This is a genomic window from Chiayiivirga flava (assembly GCF_014202825.1).
Classification (GTDB): domain Bacteria; phylum Pseudomonadota; class Gammaproteobacteria; order Xanthomonadales; family Xanthomonadaceae; genus Chiayiivirga; species Chiayiivirga flava.
Window position 1 is genome coordinate 689,415 of the sequence record NZ_JACHHP010000002.1, and the last position, 16,586, is coordinate 706,000.

Genomic DNA, 16,586 nt, shown 5'->3' on the forward strand with positions numbered 1-16,586 from the left:
CCGGAAAACCAAGGGGGATGATAACGCGCAGTCACTGTAGCGCGTTCCGGACAAGGAAACATCGCGTCCGGCTGACGCAGCTGTCCGCTCACCAAGGCGGAGCGAAAGCTCCAGCTGTGGATTCCTGCAAACCGGGCAGAATCCCTCCGAAGCACCTTGCCAACCCGCTGTACCGCTGCGCGCGGCGCGCGATGCCCGCGCGCAGGATGTCTTCGCCGGCCCACACGGTGACATGTTCGCGCGTGCGGGTGAGACCGGTGTAGAGCAGTTCGCGCGAGACGGCGCGGGTGTCGTGCTCGGGCAGGACGAGCAGCACGCGGTCGAATTCGGAGCCCTGCGATTTGTGCACGGTCAGCGCGAACGCGGGTTCGTGCGCGGGCAGGGCGGTGGGGGCGAACGGGCGCAGGCCGGTGTCGGTGTCGAACCAGACGTGCAGGCGGTCGTCGTGCGCGTCGCGCCACCCGACGCCGATGTCGCCGTTGAACAGGCCGTGGCGGTAGCTGTTCTGCACCACCATCGCGAGACCGCCGTGGAAGAGCGCGTCGCCGCGGCGGGACGGATCGAGCATGGCGACGAGCTGGGCGTTGAGCGCAAGGCTCCCGGAGGGGCCCGCGCGCAAGGCCGTCAGCACGCGGTAGCGGCGCGCGAGGTCGAGTGCCTGCTGCGGATCGGCGGCGAGCTGCAGCGCGCGGTAGTGCGGCACCGCGTGCTGGCGCAACCACGCCGGCAGGGCGCGCAGCGTGCTCTGCTGCCACTCGACGCCGCGATAGCGTGCCGCCGCGAGCCCGTCGAGTGCGACGTCGGCCTCGCCTTCGCGGATGGCGGCGGCGAGCGGTGCGAGATCGAGTTGCGCGGCCTGGCGGTGGCTGCGGTGCAGGTGCACGCGGCGGCCGGGAAACGCGGCGAATTCGGGCGTGCGGTCGGCCGCGTCGCACAGCGCCGACAGCACGTTGCCGGTCTCCACCGACGGCAGCTGGTCCGGGTCGCCGATCAGCATCAGGCGTGCGTGCCGCGATACGGCTTCGACCAGTTTGGTCATCAGCGGCAGGTCGACCATCGACGCTTCATCCACCACCACGAGGTCAGCTGCCAACGGCTGCGCGGCATCGTGGCGGAAGACGCTGCGGTTCGGGATCGTGCCGAGCAGGCGGTGCACGGTGGACGCGGCGGACGGAATCGCCGCAGACGTGGCTGCATCGATCAGGCCGTCGTCGAGCAGTGCATCGAGCGTGGTGCGCAGGCTTTCGCCCAGGCGCGCCGCGGCCTTGCCGGTGGGCGCGGCCAGCAGGATGCGCGGCGCGGGCTCGCCGCGGCGTGCGGCAGCTTCCACCGCCAGCACCAGCAGGCGCGCCACCGTGGTGGTCTTGCCGGTGCCCGGACCGCCGGTGAGCAGCAGCACGCGGTGCACGAGTGCGGCGCGTGCAGCGATGGCCTGGGCGTCGCCGGGATCGGACCGCAGCAGCGGGAACAGCTGCGCGAGCCGCGGTTCGAGCCACGCGGTGTGGTCGGCGGGCGACGGTGCGGCGGCGTCGCCCAGCATGCACAGCGCGGCGGCGAGGCGACGTTCGTAACGCCAGTAACGGCGCAGCGCGAGGCGGTCGTCCTCCAGCACCAGCACGCGTGTTTCGCTGGCTGCGTCTGCGGACGACGCTACGAAGCGCGACGCACGCAGCGCATCGAGCCATTCGGCAAGCGGCGGCAATGGCGGCGGCGTGTCGTTCGGCGCATCGGGCAGCAGCAGGTGCGCACATGCGAGCGGCAGCACGCTGTGGCCCTGCGCCACCGCCGCGGCCGCCAGCGCCGCCGCAGCCAGCACGGCGTCCGGCGTGGCCGGATCGATGCGGCGCAGCGCCAGCGCAAACGCATGGTCGACCGCGCGCACCGCGGCGCTGCGCAGCAGGGCGTCGAGCAGCGTCATGCGTGGCCTCCGCGGCCGGCGAACAGGGCATCGAGATCGTGCAGCAGCGCGAGCGGGATCGACGGCGCGTGGATGCCCGCACCGTCGTCGCGTCCGGCATCCAGCCCGCGGCAGTAGAGATACCGCACGCCGCCGAAATCGCGCGCGGCCTCGTAGCTGTCGCCGAGGCGGAAACGCAGCCAGCGGTGCAGCGCGACCGCATACAGCGCGTACTGCAGATCGTATTCGCTGTCGCGCACGGCCGTGTCGAGCGCATGCGGCGTGTAGTCCGGCAGCAGGTTCGATTTGTAATCGAGCACGTAGTAGCGCCCGTCGTGGCGATACACCAGATCGATGCGCCCGGTCAGCAGGCCCTCGATGCGGCGGCGCAGGCCGAAACCTTGGCGCGCGGTGGCGATGCCGTGACGATGCAGCACCGCGATCAGCGCCGGCACCGCGACGGGCGCGAGGCCGAGGTGGAACTCCAGTTCGTTGCGTCGCGCCGCATCCGGCAGGTCGACCAGGCGTGTGCCTTCGGGCAGGCGCACATTGAGCGTGTTGCGCACCAGCGCGCACAGCAGGGCGACGCCGGCGTCGTCGGTGTCCGGGGCGTAACCTTCCGAACGCAACGCCTGCAGCAGCGCGGCGGCTTCGCCCGGCGGCGGCGCAGCGTCGATCCAGTCACGCCAGCGCGCCACGTCCACGTGTTCCAGCGCGTGGTGCAGGCTGTTGCCGAAACGCGCGCCGACGAAGGGCGACCGCAGCGGCGCGGACAGCGCGAGCGGATCGTCCTCGTCGTCGGCGCCGTGTTCCTCCGCGGCGGCGCCGGTGTCTTCGCGCGCGAGTTGCGAGTAGCTGTAGATCCACCAGTCGCGCGCGATCTCGCGCTGCGCGATGGCCGCAGGCGGCGCCGGTGGCGTGGCCTCCGCGGCGAGGCGCGTGGCCGGCAAAGCCGTCGCGGCGTCTTCGATGCGGATCGCGTCCGGCGCCGCCGCCCGCAGCACCGCCAGGCGCGCCGCGATCGACGCCTCGTCGACCGTTGCCGCGCTGGTCGCGCCCGTTTCGCGGTGCATTAGCCAAGCCAGCGCGCTATCGCCGGCGCAGCGGCTCGTGCCCCATGCCAGCCACAGCCCGAGCTTGGCGCGCGTGAGGCCGACATACAGCAGGCGCAGGGCTTCGGCGCGGTCCTCCGCGCGCTGGCGTTCCGCGGCGACGGCATCGCCGTTGCCGTCGCCGCTGCCCGTCAGCCAGCCGACGCGTTTGGTGCCGTCGTGGAAGGCCAGCACGCCACGTGGCTTCGGGATGCCGTCGGTTGCGACGAAGGGCAGGAACACGAGATCGAATTCGAGACCCTTGCTGCGATGCAGGGTCAGGATCGTGACGCGGTCGGCGTCGGATTCGAGCCGCAGCTGCTCGTCCTCGTTGTCGGCATCGGCATCGCGCATGCGACGTTCGAGCGCGTCGAGCAGGGCGCGTGCGCCGAGCGCTGCGGCCGGGTCGCATTGCAGGGCGTCGAGCAGTTGCAGGTGGTTGGTCAGGCGGCGCTCGCCGTCGGCAAGCGCGAGCAGGCGCGGGGCCTGTTCCGCACACAGCGTGTTGCCCAGTGCGAGCAGGCCGTGGCGGTCGAGTTGGTGGCGCCACGCCTGCGCGAGGTCCTGCGCGCCGCGTTGCTGCAGGGCGTCGTCGTCGAGCGCGGCGATGTCGGCCGCGCTCCAGCCCAGCAGCGGGGTGGCAAGTGCGGCGCGCAGGCGGCCGTCGTCGCCGGGTGCGACGATGGCGAGCAGCAGGCGGCGCCATTCTTCCGCCTCCTCGCTCGCGAACACGCTGTCGCGCGCCGGCGCCACGCTCGGCACGCCGATGGCCGCCAGCGTGTGCTGCATGCGCAGCGCGTCGCGGTTGCTGCGCACCAACACGGCGATGTCGCCGGGGCGGACGGCCCGCGTGTCGTTGCCGCTGCCGCGTTGCACCCGGCCGGCGCGGGCGTCGCGCAGCAGGGCCTGGATCTGCGCGGCGCAGGCGATGGCGGCGGCGTCGCGGGTCTCGTCGATCGGTTGCTTCGGCATCGAGGCGAGCGTCAGCACGGTGAGCGCGGGCGCGACGGCGCCGTCGATGCGCAGCGCGTCGTCGGCGCAGCGGCCACCGGGGGCGACCGGCACGAATGCGATGCCGTCCTGTGCGAACGCATCCTCGCCGCCCATCGCGAACAGCGCTTCCACGGCGCGCAGCAAGCTCGGGCGCGAGCGGAAATTGTGCGCCAGGCTGTGCGTCTGCGACGCCTGCCGTGCCGCGGCCAGATAGGTGAACACATCGCCGCCGCGAAAGCGGTAGATCGATTGCTTCGGGTCGCCAATCAGGAACAGCGCATGCGGACGCGGATCGTCCGGGTCGGGCTGCGCGGCAAACACATGACGGAAGATCGACCACTGACGCGGATCGGTGTCCTGGAACTCGTCGACCAGCGCGACGCGGTACTGCGCCCGCAGCCGACGTGCGAACAGCATGCCGTTCGGTCCGTGCAGCGCCGCTTCGGTGTCGCGCACGAGATCGTCGAAGCCCTGCTGGCCGCGCTGCGCCTTGAGTTCGGCCAGACGTCCGCGCGCAAACGCGCAGGCGCGGTGCACCAGGGCGATGCGGCGCCGCGCGCGCTCGAGCGTCAGGGCATCGTCGGCCGCCATCCACGCCGCGATCGCATCGAACAGCGGCGACTGCGGCACGCGGGCGTGTTGGCCGTCCTTCGCGCGTTCGCGCAGGCCCTCGGGCGTGAACCAGTCGAGCTTGTCGCGCGGCGGCGGCACCGTGGCCGGCGCGTCGCGCCAGGTCAACAGATGTTCCCAGCGCGCCTGCACGTGGCGCACGGCGAACTTCTGCTTCTGCATCGTGCCGCCGTCGAACGCCTGCTGCAGCGCTGCGCGCGCGCTGTCGGCATGCGCCGGCACCGCGGCGCGCAGGGCCTGCGTCGCGGCGTCGAGCGCGGCGGCGGCCGTCGGCGTCTGCGCCGGGATGTGCGGTTCGATTGCGTCGTGGCCGAGCCAGTCGCGCAGGTCGTCCGCGAGCCGCTGCGGCGACGTCCAGTGTTCGAGCAGCACGTCGGCATCGCCATCGTCGTAGCTGACGCGGCGCCAGAACTCGGTCGCCACCTCCAGCCGCAGCGCATTTTCGTTCGTCACCAGTTCGCGTGCGGCAAGCGGCTGCGCGGCCTCCAACGCGTGGTCCGCGAGCGCGCGCTGGCAGAAGGCGTGAATGGTGTGGATCGGCGCAAGATCCATCGATTCGACCGCTGCGCGCAGGCGATGCACCAGGGCCGCGCGCGTTTCGGACCGCAACGCCGCGTCGACCAGCGCGACGGTGGGCTCGCTGCCGTCCGGTGCCGCTCCGCCGTCCGCCAGTGCCAGGGCGAGGGTCAGCCGCTCGCGCAGTCGCGTGCGCAGTTCCGCGGTCGCGGCCACCGTGAAGGTGACCGCCAGGACCTCCGGCACCGTCAGGCGCGCTTCCACGATCAGCCGCACGTACAGTGTGGCCAGGGTGTACGTCTTGCCGGTGCCGGCGCTGGCTTCGATCAGCTGGATGCCGGACAGCGGAACGGTGAGGCCGAGATCGCTCATGCGGCGTCGGCCTGCAGCAGCGCGCCGAACACCGTCACCGAGATCGATCGGAACGCCTCCGCCTCGCGCGTGTTGCCCGGCGCGAACGGATCGCGTCCGCGCAGCGCCAGCGCGATCCACGGATCGTGCCGTTCGACCTGGTCCCACACCGTGCGTGCGTGTTCGAACGCCTCCTCGTCGCTGCATTGCCGCTCGCGCAGACGCTGCACGAATGCGTAGCCGGCGCGCGGTCCCCACGGCAGCGCCTCCTGCAGGGCCTGCCTGCGCAGCGCGAGCAGGCCATCGAGCACGCTGCGCGCGGCATGCGGCGCGATGGCCGCGCAACGGCGCGAACCTTCCTTCGCGATGAGGCGATGCACTGGCGCGGTTTCGCCGAGCGCCGACCACACCAGCGCGTCCAGGCCGAGCCGCAGCTGCGTCCGGCCGTGCGGTTCGCTCAGGCTCCACTGGTGCAGGCCGCTGTCGAACACCGCGTCCAGCCGGCCGTGCAGGCGCGTGCCGCCGAGGTCGATCTCGAAGTCGCGCGCGCGCATCGCGCCGCGCTGCGGCGCGCGCCACCGCGCAAGCAGCGGGCGCAGCTCCTGCCACGCGAGCGCGACCTCGTGCCGGCCCGCGCGTCCGGGCGCGATGCGCGCCTGCGCCAGCAGCCGCGCGCGCAGCGCGTCGACGTCGAGCGCGTCGTCGCGCAGCAACTCGGCGAACACCGCGTCGCGCACCGCATGGCGATGCAGCCCGTCGTTGCGATCGAACGGTTCGTCGTCGGCGGCATCCTCCGACAGGGTGCGCAGGCGCAGGCCGAGACGACGTTCGAGCCAGGCGCGCGCGGGATTGAGCAGATCGTGCAGCACGACGCGATGCTGCACCGCGGTTTCGGGCGGCGGTGGCGGCAGAACCGTGGCGAACGCGGGCAATGCGGCGGCGACGCGCGGCACGTCGGTCGCGACGCGCCACTGCGCGAGGTAACTCGTGCGGCGCGCATCGCCGGCGCCGAACGCTTCCGGCGCAAACGGCTGCAGCGGATGCGACACCATCAGCGCGTCCGCGTCGCGCCCGGCGGTGTGCGCGGCCTGCTCCAGCAACTCCGCCACCACCACCGAGGGCGGCCGTGCCTCGCCGCTGCGCGGATCGGCGCCCAGCCAGCTCAGGTAAAACGTGTCCGTCGCGGCGGCGAACAGCTGCAGGAACAGCAGGCGGTCGTCGTCGCGGATCGAGCGGTCGCCGAGACGATGCGCGGGTGTGCGCAGGGCGTGCGCGATGCGATTGAGGCCGCCGGCCGGGTCGCGGCGCGGAAACACGTCGTCGTCCATGCCGATCAGGCACACCACGCGGAACGGGATCAGCCGCATCGGCACCATGCGCGCGACGTTGACCCCGCCGCTGAGGAAGGGCTGGCGGGTCTGGTCCTCGCGCAACGCGGCATCGAACCACGCGCGCACCACGTCGGGCGCAATGGCGTCGTCGACCTGCGCGGTGCGGGTTTCCTCACCGAAACGCTGCAGCGTTGCGCGCAATGTCTCGAGCGCACGTCGGGTGGCGGCATCGGACGGGTTCGGCTCGAACAGGTCGTCGAGCAGGCGCGCGATGCGTGCTTCCCAGCGCGCGGCATCGGCCGGTTGCGCGAGTTCGCGCTGCAGCCGTGCGAGCGTGCGCAGCGCCTGCAACGCGGCATCGAGCGTGGCGATGGCGCCGCCTTCGAGCTCGGGCCACGGCGCAATGCCCTCCAGCATCGCATCGTCGCCGCCGGCGTGGCCGAGCAGGATGCGATCGAGCGCCCACGCCCACGTGTACGCAGGTTCCTCGGGTGCACCGTGCGCGACGCGGTGGCGCGCGTCGAGCGCCCAGCGTGCGCCGGCGGCGTGCAGCCAGTCAACGAGCGCCTCGAGTTCGCCGCCGTCGAGCTCGAACCGCGCGGCCACCGCCGGCTGCGCCAGCAACGCGAGCACCTCGCCGACGCCGAAGCGCGCTTCGGGCAGCGCGAGGGCGCGCAGGAAGGTGTCGACCAGCGGATGCGCGGCAATGGCGCTGCCGTCGGCGAGCGCGTACGGCACGTGTCCGCGCTCGCCCTGCGTGGCGCCGAACACGGCGTGCACGTACGGCGCGTAGCGATCGATGTCGGGCGTCAGCACCGCGATGTCGCGCGGCTGCAGCGTGGGGTCGGCATCGAGCAGGACGCGCAGCTGGTCGTGCAGCACCTGCACCTCGCGCAGGCGGGTGTGGCAGCGGTGGAACTGCAGCGAGCGGTCGGATGCGAGATCGGCAGGCACCGGCGCGCGCCGCGCCAGCAGATCGCGCTGCATGCGATGCAACAGGCCGGTGCGCGTGGCCGGGTCCGGCGGCACGTAGATCGCCTGTTCCCAGGTGGGGTGCGCCACGTCGTAGGAAAACAGCAGGCGCACGAAGTCGCGCCCGGCCACGCCGTTGGCGCGCAGCAGCGGGTGTTCGTCGTCGCCGGAGAAACCCGCGTCGGGCTGGGCACGCAGTCGTTCGCGCGCGGTCTGCAGATCGCCCCACCAGCGCTCCACCGGCGACACGAAGAAGAAGTGCAGCGTGCCCGCGCGCGCCTGCGATGCGATCACGCGCAGCACGTCGGGCGAGACGTTCTGGCAGCAGAACGCGAACAGCCGCGACGCAAGCCCGACGGGCGCCGCATCGCCGTCCTCGCCGAAACGCGCGAGATAGTCCGTGAGGCGGGCGCCGCGGTGCGCAAGGCCACGCGTCGCGTGCCGCCACAATGTCGCCTGCCAGTCGCCGGGTGCGGCACCGCGATCCCAGTCGTGCAGCCAGTCGCGGCGCCAGGCCTGGTACTTCTCGAAGGCCGCGGCCAGGTCGCCGGCGAGCGTCCATGCCGCGCGCTCGGGCCGTTCGCGCTCGAGCAGCGGCCGCAGCGGTTCCAGCGCGCGCTGCTGGCGCACCGAGCGGTCGCGCAGGCTGGACCACAACCGCCAGCGCAGATGCGCGGCATCGGCGCTGGCCGCGTCGTCGCCGCCGAGGTTCGCCGCCAGCGCATCGCGCACGAACTCGCCGGGCGTGAGAAAGCGCAGGTTCGCGGCCACGCCGTGCTCGCGTGCGAGCGTGGCCTGCAGCCAGCGCCGCATCGACGGCTGCGGAATGAGGATGGTGTCCGGCGCGAGCGGGTCGCAGGACACGTCGATGCGCGCAAGCTCGGCCGCCAGCACGCCAGCCAGCACCTCGAGATCGTTGCCATGGTAGAGACGGAAGTCGGGCGCGGCCGGCATGGGCACATGATGCCCGAGACACGTCGCAGCGGCTGCGACCGGGAACATCCGAGGATGCGAGTGGTCCCAGCACGGTCGCACTCGTCACGTCGCATCGGCGCGGCACGGTTCAGCCGGCCCGCGTCATGCTGGCGCGCGCGCCGTCGGCCGCCCAGCCGGCATCGCGTCGCCGCGTCGCACTCCATCCATCGGCAAAGGTTTCGTCCATGAGCCAACCCAATCGCGTCCTGCTCTGGATGCTCGGCTTCCTCGCGCTGGTCGGCGTGGCCGCCGTCCTGCTGTTTCCGTCGCTGCGCAGCGCGTTCGGCGCGACGCCCTACTTCAACGGCGTGATCATCGCGGTGTTCGTCGTCGGGATCGCGGTGAACCTGCGCCAGGTGTTGCGCCTGCAGCGCGAAGTGGCATGGATCGAAGGCTACCGGCGCTCCAGCCCCGATCGCGTGCAGGAGTCGCCGGTGCTGCTGGCACCGATGGCCAAGATGCTCGGCAAGGGCGCCAAGCAGCAGTCGCTGTCCACCGCCTCGACGCGTTCCATCCTCGACAGCATCTACCTGCGCCTGGAAGAACAGCGCGACCTCTCGCGCTACCTCATCGGCCTCATGATCTTCCTCGGCCTGCTCGGCACGTTCTGGGGACTGCTCAAGACCATCGGTTCGGTCAGCGACATCATCGGCGGCTTGTCGGCCAGCGGCGATGCGCTGGCGATGTTCGAAACGCTCAAGACGCGCCTGCAGGCGCCGCTATCGGGCATGGCGACGAGTTTCTCGACGTCGCTGTTCGGACTCGCCGGTTCGCTGATCCTCGGATTCCTCGATCTGCAGTCCGGGCGCGCGTCGAACCGCTTCTACACCGAAGTGGAAGACTGGCTGTCGGGCATGACCCGGCTGTCGTCCGGCGGCGCCATCGCCGACGGCGATGCCTCCGTGCCCGCATATGTGCAGGCATTGCTGGAGCAGACGGCCGACGGCCTGGAGCGCATGCAGCGCGCCATCGTCGACAGCGAGCGCGAGCGCCGCGGCAATGCCGAGCAGCTGTCCGAACTCAACACCCAGCTCGCGCGCCTGTCCGAACACCTGGGCAAGGAGTCGCGCGGCGCCAGCGATCTTGCGCAGGCGCAGAGCGAGCTGAAGACCGTGCTGCGCACGCTGGCGCAGCAGAACGAGGGCGGGTCGCGCCTGTCGGACGAACTGCGCGCCGAATTCCGTCTGCTCTCACGCACCATCGCGGCGGCCGTGGACGGCAAGCGTCCCGTCGCGCCGGCGCCGGACCTGCCGCGCGAGCGGTTCTGAGCGGCGGCCACTGACGCATGAGCACCAGCCTCGCACGCCGCCGCCGCGCGGTCGATTTCTGGCCCGGATTCGTCGACGCCCTCAGCTCGCTGCTGATGGTGCTGGTGTTTCTGCTGCTGATCTTCACCGTCGGCCAGTTCGTGCTGTCCGATGCACTGTCCGGACGCGACAAGGCGCTGGCCGAACTCAACGCCGAGCTCGCGCAGCTGGCAAAGTCGCTGTCGATGGAAGAGGCAGCCAAGGCCCAGGCGCTGCAACGCATCGAGGACATTTCCGCCTCGCTCGCCACCGCCGCCGGCGAGCGCGATGCGTTGCGCCTCAACCTCGACCAGACCGGCGCCGCGCTCACCCAGGCCACGGCGCAGCTTGAGGGCAGCGAGGCCGAGGTGGCGCGTCTCACCGCCGACATCAACGCGCTGGCCGAGCTGCGCCGCCAGCTCGAAAGCGAAATCGCCTCGCGCCTGGCCGAGCTCGACGAAAACCGCGAGAAACTTGCGGTGCAGACCGATCTGTCGGCCAAGTCCGCGGCGCAGGTGGAGCTGCTCAACCGGCAGATGGCGGCGCTGCGCCAGCAGCTCGACGAGATCAGCGCCTCGCTCGAACTGGCCAACGCGCAGTCGAAGGCCAAGGACGTGCGCATCGCGGACCTCGGCAAGGAACTCAATCTCGCGCTCGCCAACAAGGTCAACGAACTGCAGCGCTACCGCTCCGACTTTTTCGGCAAGCTCCGCGCGGTGCTCGGCGACCGCGCCGACATCCAGATCGTCGGCGACCGTTTCGTGGTGCCGAGCGAGCTGCTGTTCGCGTCAGGCACCGACGAGCTCACGCCGGCGGCCTACGCGCAGCTCGACAAGCTGGCCGCGACGCTCAGCGAAGTCACCAGCGAAATCCCGAGCGAGCTCGACTGGGTGCTGCGCATCGACGGCCACACCGACCGGCGTCCGATCAGCACGCCGCGCTTCCCGTCGAACTGGGAACTGTCGACCGCGCGTGCGATCGCGATCGTGAAGTATCTCGTGGTGCGCGGGATTCCGGCCAATCGCCTCGCGGCGAACGGCTTCGGCGAGTTCCGCCCGCTCGACACCGGCGACAGCGAAGCCGCCTACGCGATCAATCGAAGGATCGAGATCCAGCTGACGAATCGCTGATGTCGCGCATCGCCATGCCATGATGCTCAGCACGCAACGCCACGTCCTGCCACCCTTCTCCCCCCCGGGAGAAGGTGCCGGCAGGCGGATGAGGGACATGCGGTCCGTCGTATCGGTGCATGATGTACCGAGCGAGCGGCGGTGAAATGCGATCATGCAGCCACCCGCCGATTTCGCTGGGTTCTGCATCCGCACCCGTCTCCCGAGGCGGAAGGTCGCGGAACGCTACGCCTGCCGCCCGACGCGCAACACCAGCGGCCAGCGCACCACGCGCGTGTCCGCCTCGCCCCACGCCGCCGCGAACTCCGGCGCGATCCGCTCGATCGGATCGACCCCGGTCGCTGCCTTGTAGCGCTGCGTCGCCGACCACGTACCCAGGTACGCGAGGTACTGCCCCAGCGTCCACGTCACGGCCATCTCGAACGCCGGCACACCGTCCACCCGGGCGAACGGAAACTCGAGCTCGGCATACCCGTTCTCGATGTGCCGCCGCTCCGGCGGCCAGTAGTTTCCGAGCCACTGGTCGTACAGACGCATGAACGCGGCATCCACGTCGCGCGACACCTGCGACAGCCCGTAGCTCCACACCGCGATCGCGCCGTCGTCGGCCAGCACGCGCCGCACCTGCGCGTAGAAGGCCGGCAGATCGAACCAGTGCAACGCCTGCGCCACGGTGACCAGATCGACGCTGCCGTCGGCCAGCGTGGGCGCCTCCGCCGGTTCGACGCGGTACTCCACATTTCCGGCCGGCGCGGCCTGCGCGATCTGCTCCGCGCTCGGATCGGTGCCGAGCACGCGCTCGAACACCCGCGCCAGCGCCACCGTGGCCTGTCCGTTGCCGCAACCGGCATCCCACGCCAGCCCGCGCCGCGCCGGCACGCCGGCGAGCCAGTCGAACAACGCATCGGGGTAGGTCGGGCGCGCACGCGCGTAGGTGGCGGCGTGGCCGGAGAAGTGGTCTTTGAAGGTGCGGGTCATCGGCGCATTTTACCGTGCGCACCTGAGCGCATCGGAACGCGCGTTCGTGCGCTGTCTTGACAGCGTCACGTGCGGCGCACATCGACGATACTGCGCGGCCCGCCACTGCCTGCACGCGCCATGTCCGACTCCCCGACCCATCGCACGATTGCCGTGCGCGACGCCAACTCCGCCGACATCGATCTGCTGGCGCGCTGGGCGATCGCGATGGCGCTGGAAACCGAACACAAGACGCTCGATCCGGACACCGTGCGGCGCGGCATTGCGGCGCTGTTCGCGCAGCCGCAGCGCGGGCGTTACCTCGTGGCCGAGCGCGACGGCGCCGCCGCCGGCACGCTGATGCTGACGCACGAATGGAGCGACTGGCGTTGCGGCGACTGGTGGTGGATCCAGAGCGTCTACATCGTGCCGGCGCATCGCCGCCACGGCGTGTTCCGCGCGCTGTACCACCACGTCGCAACGCAGGCGCGCGCCGACGCCGGCGTGTGCGGCCTGCGCCTGTACGTGGAGCGCGACAACGCGGTCGCGCAGCGGACATACGCCGCGCTCGGCATGGAAGATGCCGGGTACCGCATGTTCGAGATTGCGTTGCCACGGCGTCTCGATAACGGCTGATGCGTGGAAGTCGGTTGCACCGGCGCTGCGAGAGCACCCCCTTCCGCCTGCCGGCACCTTCCCCCGCTGCGCGGGAGAAGGAATGCTTCGCTGGAGGTTGGGAAGAGGCGGACGTTGCGGGTTGTGGCGCGTCCGGGTAACGCGGTTCTTTCCCGCACGCGGGAGAAGGACTGCTTTGCTGCAAGCTGGGGAGGAGCCGAACGTTGCAGGTTAACACTGGCGCCCGGCCATGCGCTCCTTCTCCCGCGCAGCGGGGGGAAGGTGCCGGCAGGCGGAAGGGGGTCGGCCGGGCGGACGCCTATCAGACAACACCGAACCGGCGAAGCGGCACGGCCGATCCACCGCCGCCGTCACGCCGTCCTACACGTCCCCGTCCGCCAGCCAGCCTTCGCCAGTGCCGCGCTGGATCACGTCGTCGCCGGGCAATACCGCACCCGCCGCGTACGACGGTGCATCGTGGATGCGCGCATACAGCGGACGGAAGTCCGGTCGCGTCGCCTCGAACAGCTGCTCGAAACTGTCGATCACGAAATACGTCTTCTGGTACGAATCGATGCGGTACCGCGTGCGCATCACGCGCTCCAGGTCGAAGCCGATGCGATTGGGCGCCGCCGATTCCAGACAGTGCAGGCTCTCGCCCTTGCTGCTCAGAATGCCCGAGCCGTAGATGCGCAGCTCGCCGTCGCGGTTGCGGATCAGGCCGAACTCCACCGTGTACCAGTACAGCCGCGCCAGATGCTGCAGCGCCCAGTCGCCGACGCCGGTGGCCTTCACGCCGCCGAGGCCGTACGCGCGCATGTAGTTCGCGAACACCGGATTCATCAGCAGCGGCACGTGGCCGAAGAGATCGTGGAACAGGTCCGGTTCGGCGAGATAGTCGAGTTGCTCGGGTTTGCGGATCCACCAGGTGACCGGGAATTCCCGCGCGGCCAGATGCTCGAAGAACGCCAGTTCGGGCAGCAGGCCTTCGACGGCCACCAGTTGCCAGCGGGTCGCGCGCCACAAGCGCTCGTTGAGTTCATCGAAGCGCGGGATGCGGTCGGGCGTCATGCCCATCTGTTCCTGCGCGACGAGGAATTCGTCACTGGCGCGGCCGACCAGCAACTTGCGCTGGCGGTCGTAGAGCTGCGCCCAGACGCGGTGGTCGGTGCTGCTGTAGTCGGCCCACGGCTGTTCGATCACGCCGGCGGCGTAGACCGGCACGTAACCCTTGTCGGTCAGCGAATGTTCGAGGCGCTGCGGGGCGGCATTCACGGGGCGGGCTCCGGACTGGATGTTGCACACGATGCTACGGCGGAAGCGCTGCAATGGGGTTGCGTTGTTGCACGAAAGCATCCATTCGCTGCAATATTGTTGCGTATAATCTGAATATCACAGCTCAAATGACCGCCGCGAGCCTGGATCGCATCGATCTGCACATCCTCGCCGTGCTGCAGGGCGAGGGACGCCTCTCCAACGCCGACCTCGCCGAGCGCGTGAACCTGTCGCCGTCGGCGTGCCTGCGCCGCGTGCAGCGGCTGGAGCGCGACGGCGTGATCGCCGGCTATGGCGCGCGGCTCGACCCCGCGGCGCTGGGCATCGGCCTGCAGGCATTCGTGCGACTGCAGCTGGCGCGGCACGATCGCGAGGCGATCGAATCCTTCGTCGCCTCGCTGCAGGACTGGGACGAGGTGGTGACGTGCCATGCGCTGACCGGCGACATGGACTACCTGCTGCACGTGGCGGTGGCCGACCTGGAGCACTTCTCGCGGTTCCTGCTCGACCGCCTGCTGAGCTCGTCCGGCGTGGCGGACGTCAACACGAGTTTCGTGCTGCGCGCGGTGAAACAGGCGCAGGGGTTGCCGCTGAAGCCGAGCCGGGAGTGACGGCAGTGAGAGGTGAGCGTGCCGGCAGGCACGAGGGCGTGACCTGGACGCTCGAACCATGGGGTGTCGGGGAGGTCCCACGGATCGACGGTGACTGCGCGCCAGACCATGCCGGCCCGCACCTCACCCCAGCACCCGATCGCCCGCAATCACCACATCCGCCGGCCGCGCCGCAAACAGGCCCACGCTCACGACTCCGACGATCTGGTTGATCTCGCGCTCCAGCCCGACCGGATCGGTGATGCGCAACCCGTGCACATCGAGGATCCAGTTGCCGTTGTCGGTGACGACGCCGTCGCGCCACACCGGCTGGCCGCCGAACGCCGCCAGCGCGCGCGCCACGTGGCTGCGCGCCATCGGAATCACCTCCACCGGCAGCGCAAACGCACCGAGCACGTCGACGCACTTGGCCGGGTCGACCACGCACACGAAACGCGCGCTCGCCGCGGCAATGATCTTCTCGCGCGTCAGTGCCGCGCCGCCGCCCTTGATCAGGCGACGCTGCGGATCGCACTCGTCGGCACCGTCGACGTAGAGCGTCAGCGGGCCGACGGCGTTGAGGTCGAACACCTCGATGCCGTGCTGCTGCAGCAGTGCGGTGCTCTGTTCCGAACTCGACACGGCGCCGGCGATGCGATCGCGCATGCGGCCCAGGCCCTCGATGAAGAATTTCACGGTCGAGCCGGTGCCGACGCCGACGATCTTGCCGTCTTCGACGTAGGTCAATGCACGCTCGGCGGCCTGGCGCTTCTGGGTGTCGCGGTCAGTCATGGGGCGGGGAGAGGAGCGAGAAAGGAGAAGGGAGAAACGAGAAACGAGAAACGAGTGAGAGCGGGCCGACGGACGCAGCTACTCGAGTGCGAGGATGCGCTTCCACTGCGCCGCGGTTACCGGCATCACCGAGAGTCGGTTGCCGCGGCGGGTGAGGGCGAAGTCGCCGAGGTCGTCGTCGTGCTGGCGGATCTCGTCCAGCGTGATCGTGCGCCTGAGCTTGCGCTCGAACGCGACGTCAACCAGGTCCCAGCGCGGCTGTTCGCGCGTGCTTTTTTCGTCGAAGTAGTCGCTCTTGCGCTGGAACTGCGTGGGGTCCGGATGCGCTTCGGAGGCGACCGTGGCGATGCCCACCACGCCGGGCACGGCGCAGCTCGAATGGTAGAAGAACACCTTGTCGCCGACGGCCATCTGGCGCATGAAGTTGCGTGCCTGGAAATTGCGCACGCCGCTCCACGGTTCGGTGCCGACCTTCGCCAGGTCGTCGATCGAGAACGTGTCGGGCTCGGACTTCATCAGCCAGTGCTTCATGCGCGTGCGTCGTGGTGACCGGCCGGCAGTGTAGCCGACGACCGCGCGCTCAGCGGCAGCGGATCAGCGCGCGCTCGGTGGCGATGTAGTCGAGCCCCACGTCCCACGGTTCGGCCTGCAGGCCGTCGTGTTGCTGGAAGGCGTAGCCGACGCCGACCAGCAGCGGCTTCGCGGCGCGCTGCGCGGCCTGCAGGAACGCGAAGCTGCGGTCGTAGTACCCGCCGCCGGCACCCAGGCGCACCCCGTCGGTCGTGAAGGCGAGCAGGGGCACCAGCACCACGTCCATCGCGTCCGGGGGCAGGCACGAGCTCGGCGCAAGATCGGGTTCCGGAATGCCGTAGCGGTTCTGCACCAGCGCATCGCCGGCCCGCCACGGCGCGAACAGCAGCGCGTTGCCGGACGTGAGGCAGGGCAGGCAGTAGACGAACCCGGGCGCCGGCACCAGCAGCGCGTGCAGCGGCACTTCGCCGCCGGTGGCCCAGTAGCCTGCGAGGTAGCGGGCGTCGCGCACCGCATCGAGCGAACGGACGTGGCGCGCCACCGCATCGGCGGCCGCCAGACGCTGCGCGGCCGGCAGCGCGCTGCGCCGTGCACGCATCTGTTCGCGCACGGCGCGGCGGTCGGAGCGGGGAGCGGTCAACGCGTCGTGCCGGC

General features: G+C 70.7%; 12 protein-coding genes. 4 read left to right on the plus strand and 8 right to left on the minus strand.

What is annotated here, in order from left to right:
• Window positions 1-88 precede the first annotated feature (88 nt).
• Genes recD through recC form a run of 3 tightly spaced genes read right to left on the minus strand, consistent with a single transcriptional unit; the run spans window position 89 to window position 8,735 of the window.
• Window positions 89-1,918, minus strand: coding sequence for an exodeoxyribonuclease V subunit alpha (gene recD, locus HNQ52_RS07445; RefSeq protein WP_183960469.1), 1,830 nt, complete (start codon window positions 1,916-1,918; stop codon window positions 89-91).
• Window positions 1,915-5,499 (minus strand): exodeoxyribonuclease V subunit beta, encoded by a 3,585-nt coding sequence (gene recB, locus HNQ52_RS07450; protein ID WP_183960470.1) that lies wholly within the window; start codon window positions 5,497-5,499, stop codon window positions 1,915-1,917. The genes recD and recB overlap by 4 nt, the downstream gene beginning before the upstream one ends.
• Window positions 5,496-8,735 (minus strand): exodeoxyribonuclease V subunit gamma, encoded by a 3,240-nt coding sequence (gene recC / locus HNQ52_RS07455; RefSeq protein WP_183960471.1) that lies wholly within the window; start codon window positions 8,733-8,735, stop codon window positions 5,496-5,498. The genes recB and recC overlap by 4 nt, the downstream gene beginning before the upstream one ends.
• A 206-nt stretch (window positions 8,736-8,941) precedes the next feature.
• Between recC and HNQ52_RS07460 the strand changes: the two genes are divergently transcribed.
• Together HNQ52_RS07460 and HNQ52_RS07465 are read left to right on the plus strand one after the other, a co-directional pair.
• Window positions 8,942-10,024, plus strand: a complete 1,083-nt coding sequence (locus tag HNQ52_RS07460) for a flagellar motor protein MotA (protein ID WP_183960472.1) — start codon at window positions 8,942-8,944, stop codon at window positions 10,022-10,024.
• 17 nt (window positions 10,025-10,041) lie between these two features.
• Complete coding sequence (locus HNQ52_RS07465; RefSeq protein WP_183960473.1) at window positions 10,042-11,172, plus strand: peptidoglycan -binding protein; 1,131 nt, start codon at window positions 10,042-10,044, stop codon at window positions 11,170-11,172.
• 225 nt (window positions 11,173-11,397) lie between these two features.
• Here the strand turns inward: HNQ52_RS07465 and HNQ52_RS07470 are convergent, their stop codons facing one another.
• Window positions 11,398-12,150 carry a class I SAM-dependent methyltransferase gene (locus tag HNQ52_RS07470; protein ID WP_183960474.1) on the minus strand — a complete coding sequence of 251 codons (753 nt, stop codon included), beginning with the start codon at window positions 12,148-12,150 and terminating at the stop codon, window positions 11,398-11,400.
• 120 nt (window positions 12,151-12,270) lie between these two features.
• Between HNQ52_RS07470 and HNQ52_RS07475 the strand changes: the two genes are divergently transcribed.
• Window positions 12,271-12,765, plus strand: coding sequence for a GNAT family N-acetyltransferase (locus HNQ52_RS07475; protein WP_183960475.1), 495 nt, complete (start codon window positions 12,271-12,273; stop codon window positions 12,763-12,765).
• Window positions 12,766-13,125: 360 nt separating this feature from the next.
• Here HNQ52_RS07475 and phhA read toward each other — a convergent pair whose 3' ends face one another.
• Complete coding sequence (phhA, locus tag HNQ52_RS07480; RefSeq protein ID WP_183960476.1) at window positions 13,126-14,019, minus strand: phenylalanine 4-monooxygenase; 894 nt, start codon at window positions 14,017-14,019, stop codon at window positions 13,126-13,128.
• A 128-nt stretch (window positions 14,020-14,147) separates the two neighbouring features.
• Here phhA and HNQ52_RS07485 point away from each other — a divergent pair, with 128 nt between their 5' ends.
• Complete coding sequence (locus HNQ52_RS07485; RefSeq protein ID WP_183960477.1) at window positions 14,148-14,630, plus strand: Lrp/AsnC family transcriptional regulator; 483 nt, start codon at window positions 14,148-14,150, stop codon at window positions 14,628-14,630.
• A gap of 123 nt (window positions 14,631-14,753) precedes the next feature.
• On the opposite strand, the gene rpiA is transcribed toward HNQ52_RS07485, so the two are convergent.
• From rpiA to HNQ52_RS07500, 3 genes are all read right to left on the minus strand, one after another.
• Complete coding sequence (gene rpiA / locus HNQ52_RS07490; protein ID WP_183960478.1) at window positions 14,754-15,401, minus strand: ribose-5-phosphate isomerase RpiA; 648 nt, start codon at window positions 15,399-15,401, stop codon at window positions 14,754-14,756.
• Window positions 15,402-15,479: 78 nt separating this feature from the next.
• Window positions 15,480-15,932 carry an EVE domain-containing protein gene (locus HNQ52_RS07495; protein WP_183960479.1) on the minus strand — a complete coding sequence of 151 codons (453 nt, stop codon included), beginning with the start codon at window positions 15,930-15,932 and terminating at the stop codon, window positions 15,480-15,482.
• 49 nt (window positions 15,933-15,981) lie between these two features.
• Window positions 15,982-16,572 carry a 5-formyltetrahydrofolate cyclo-ligase gene (locus HNQ52_RS07500; RefSeq protein WP_183960480.1) on the minus strand — a complete coding sequence of 197 codons (591 nt, stop codon included), beginning with the start codon at window positions 16,570-16,572 and terminating at the stop codon, window positions 15,982-15,984.
• Window positions 16,573-16,586: the final 14 nt, after the last annotated feature.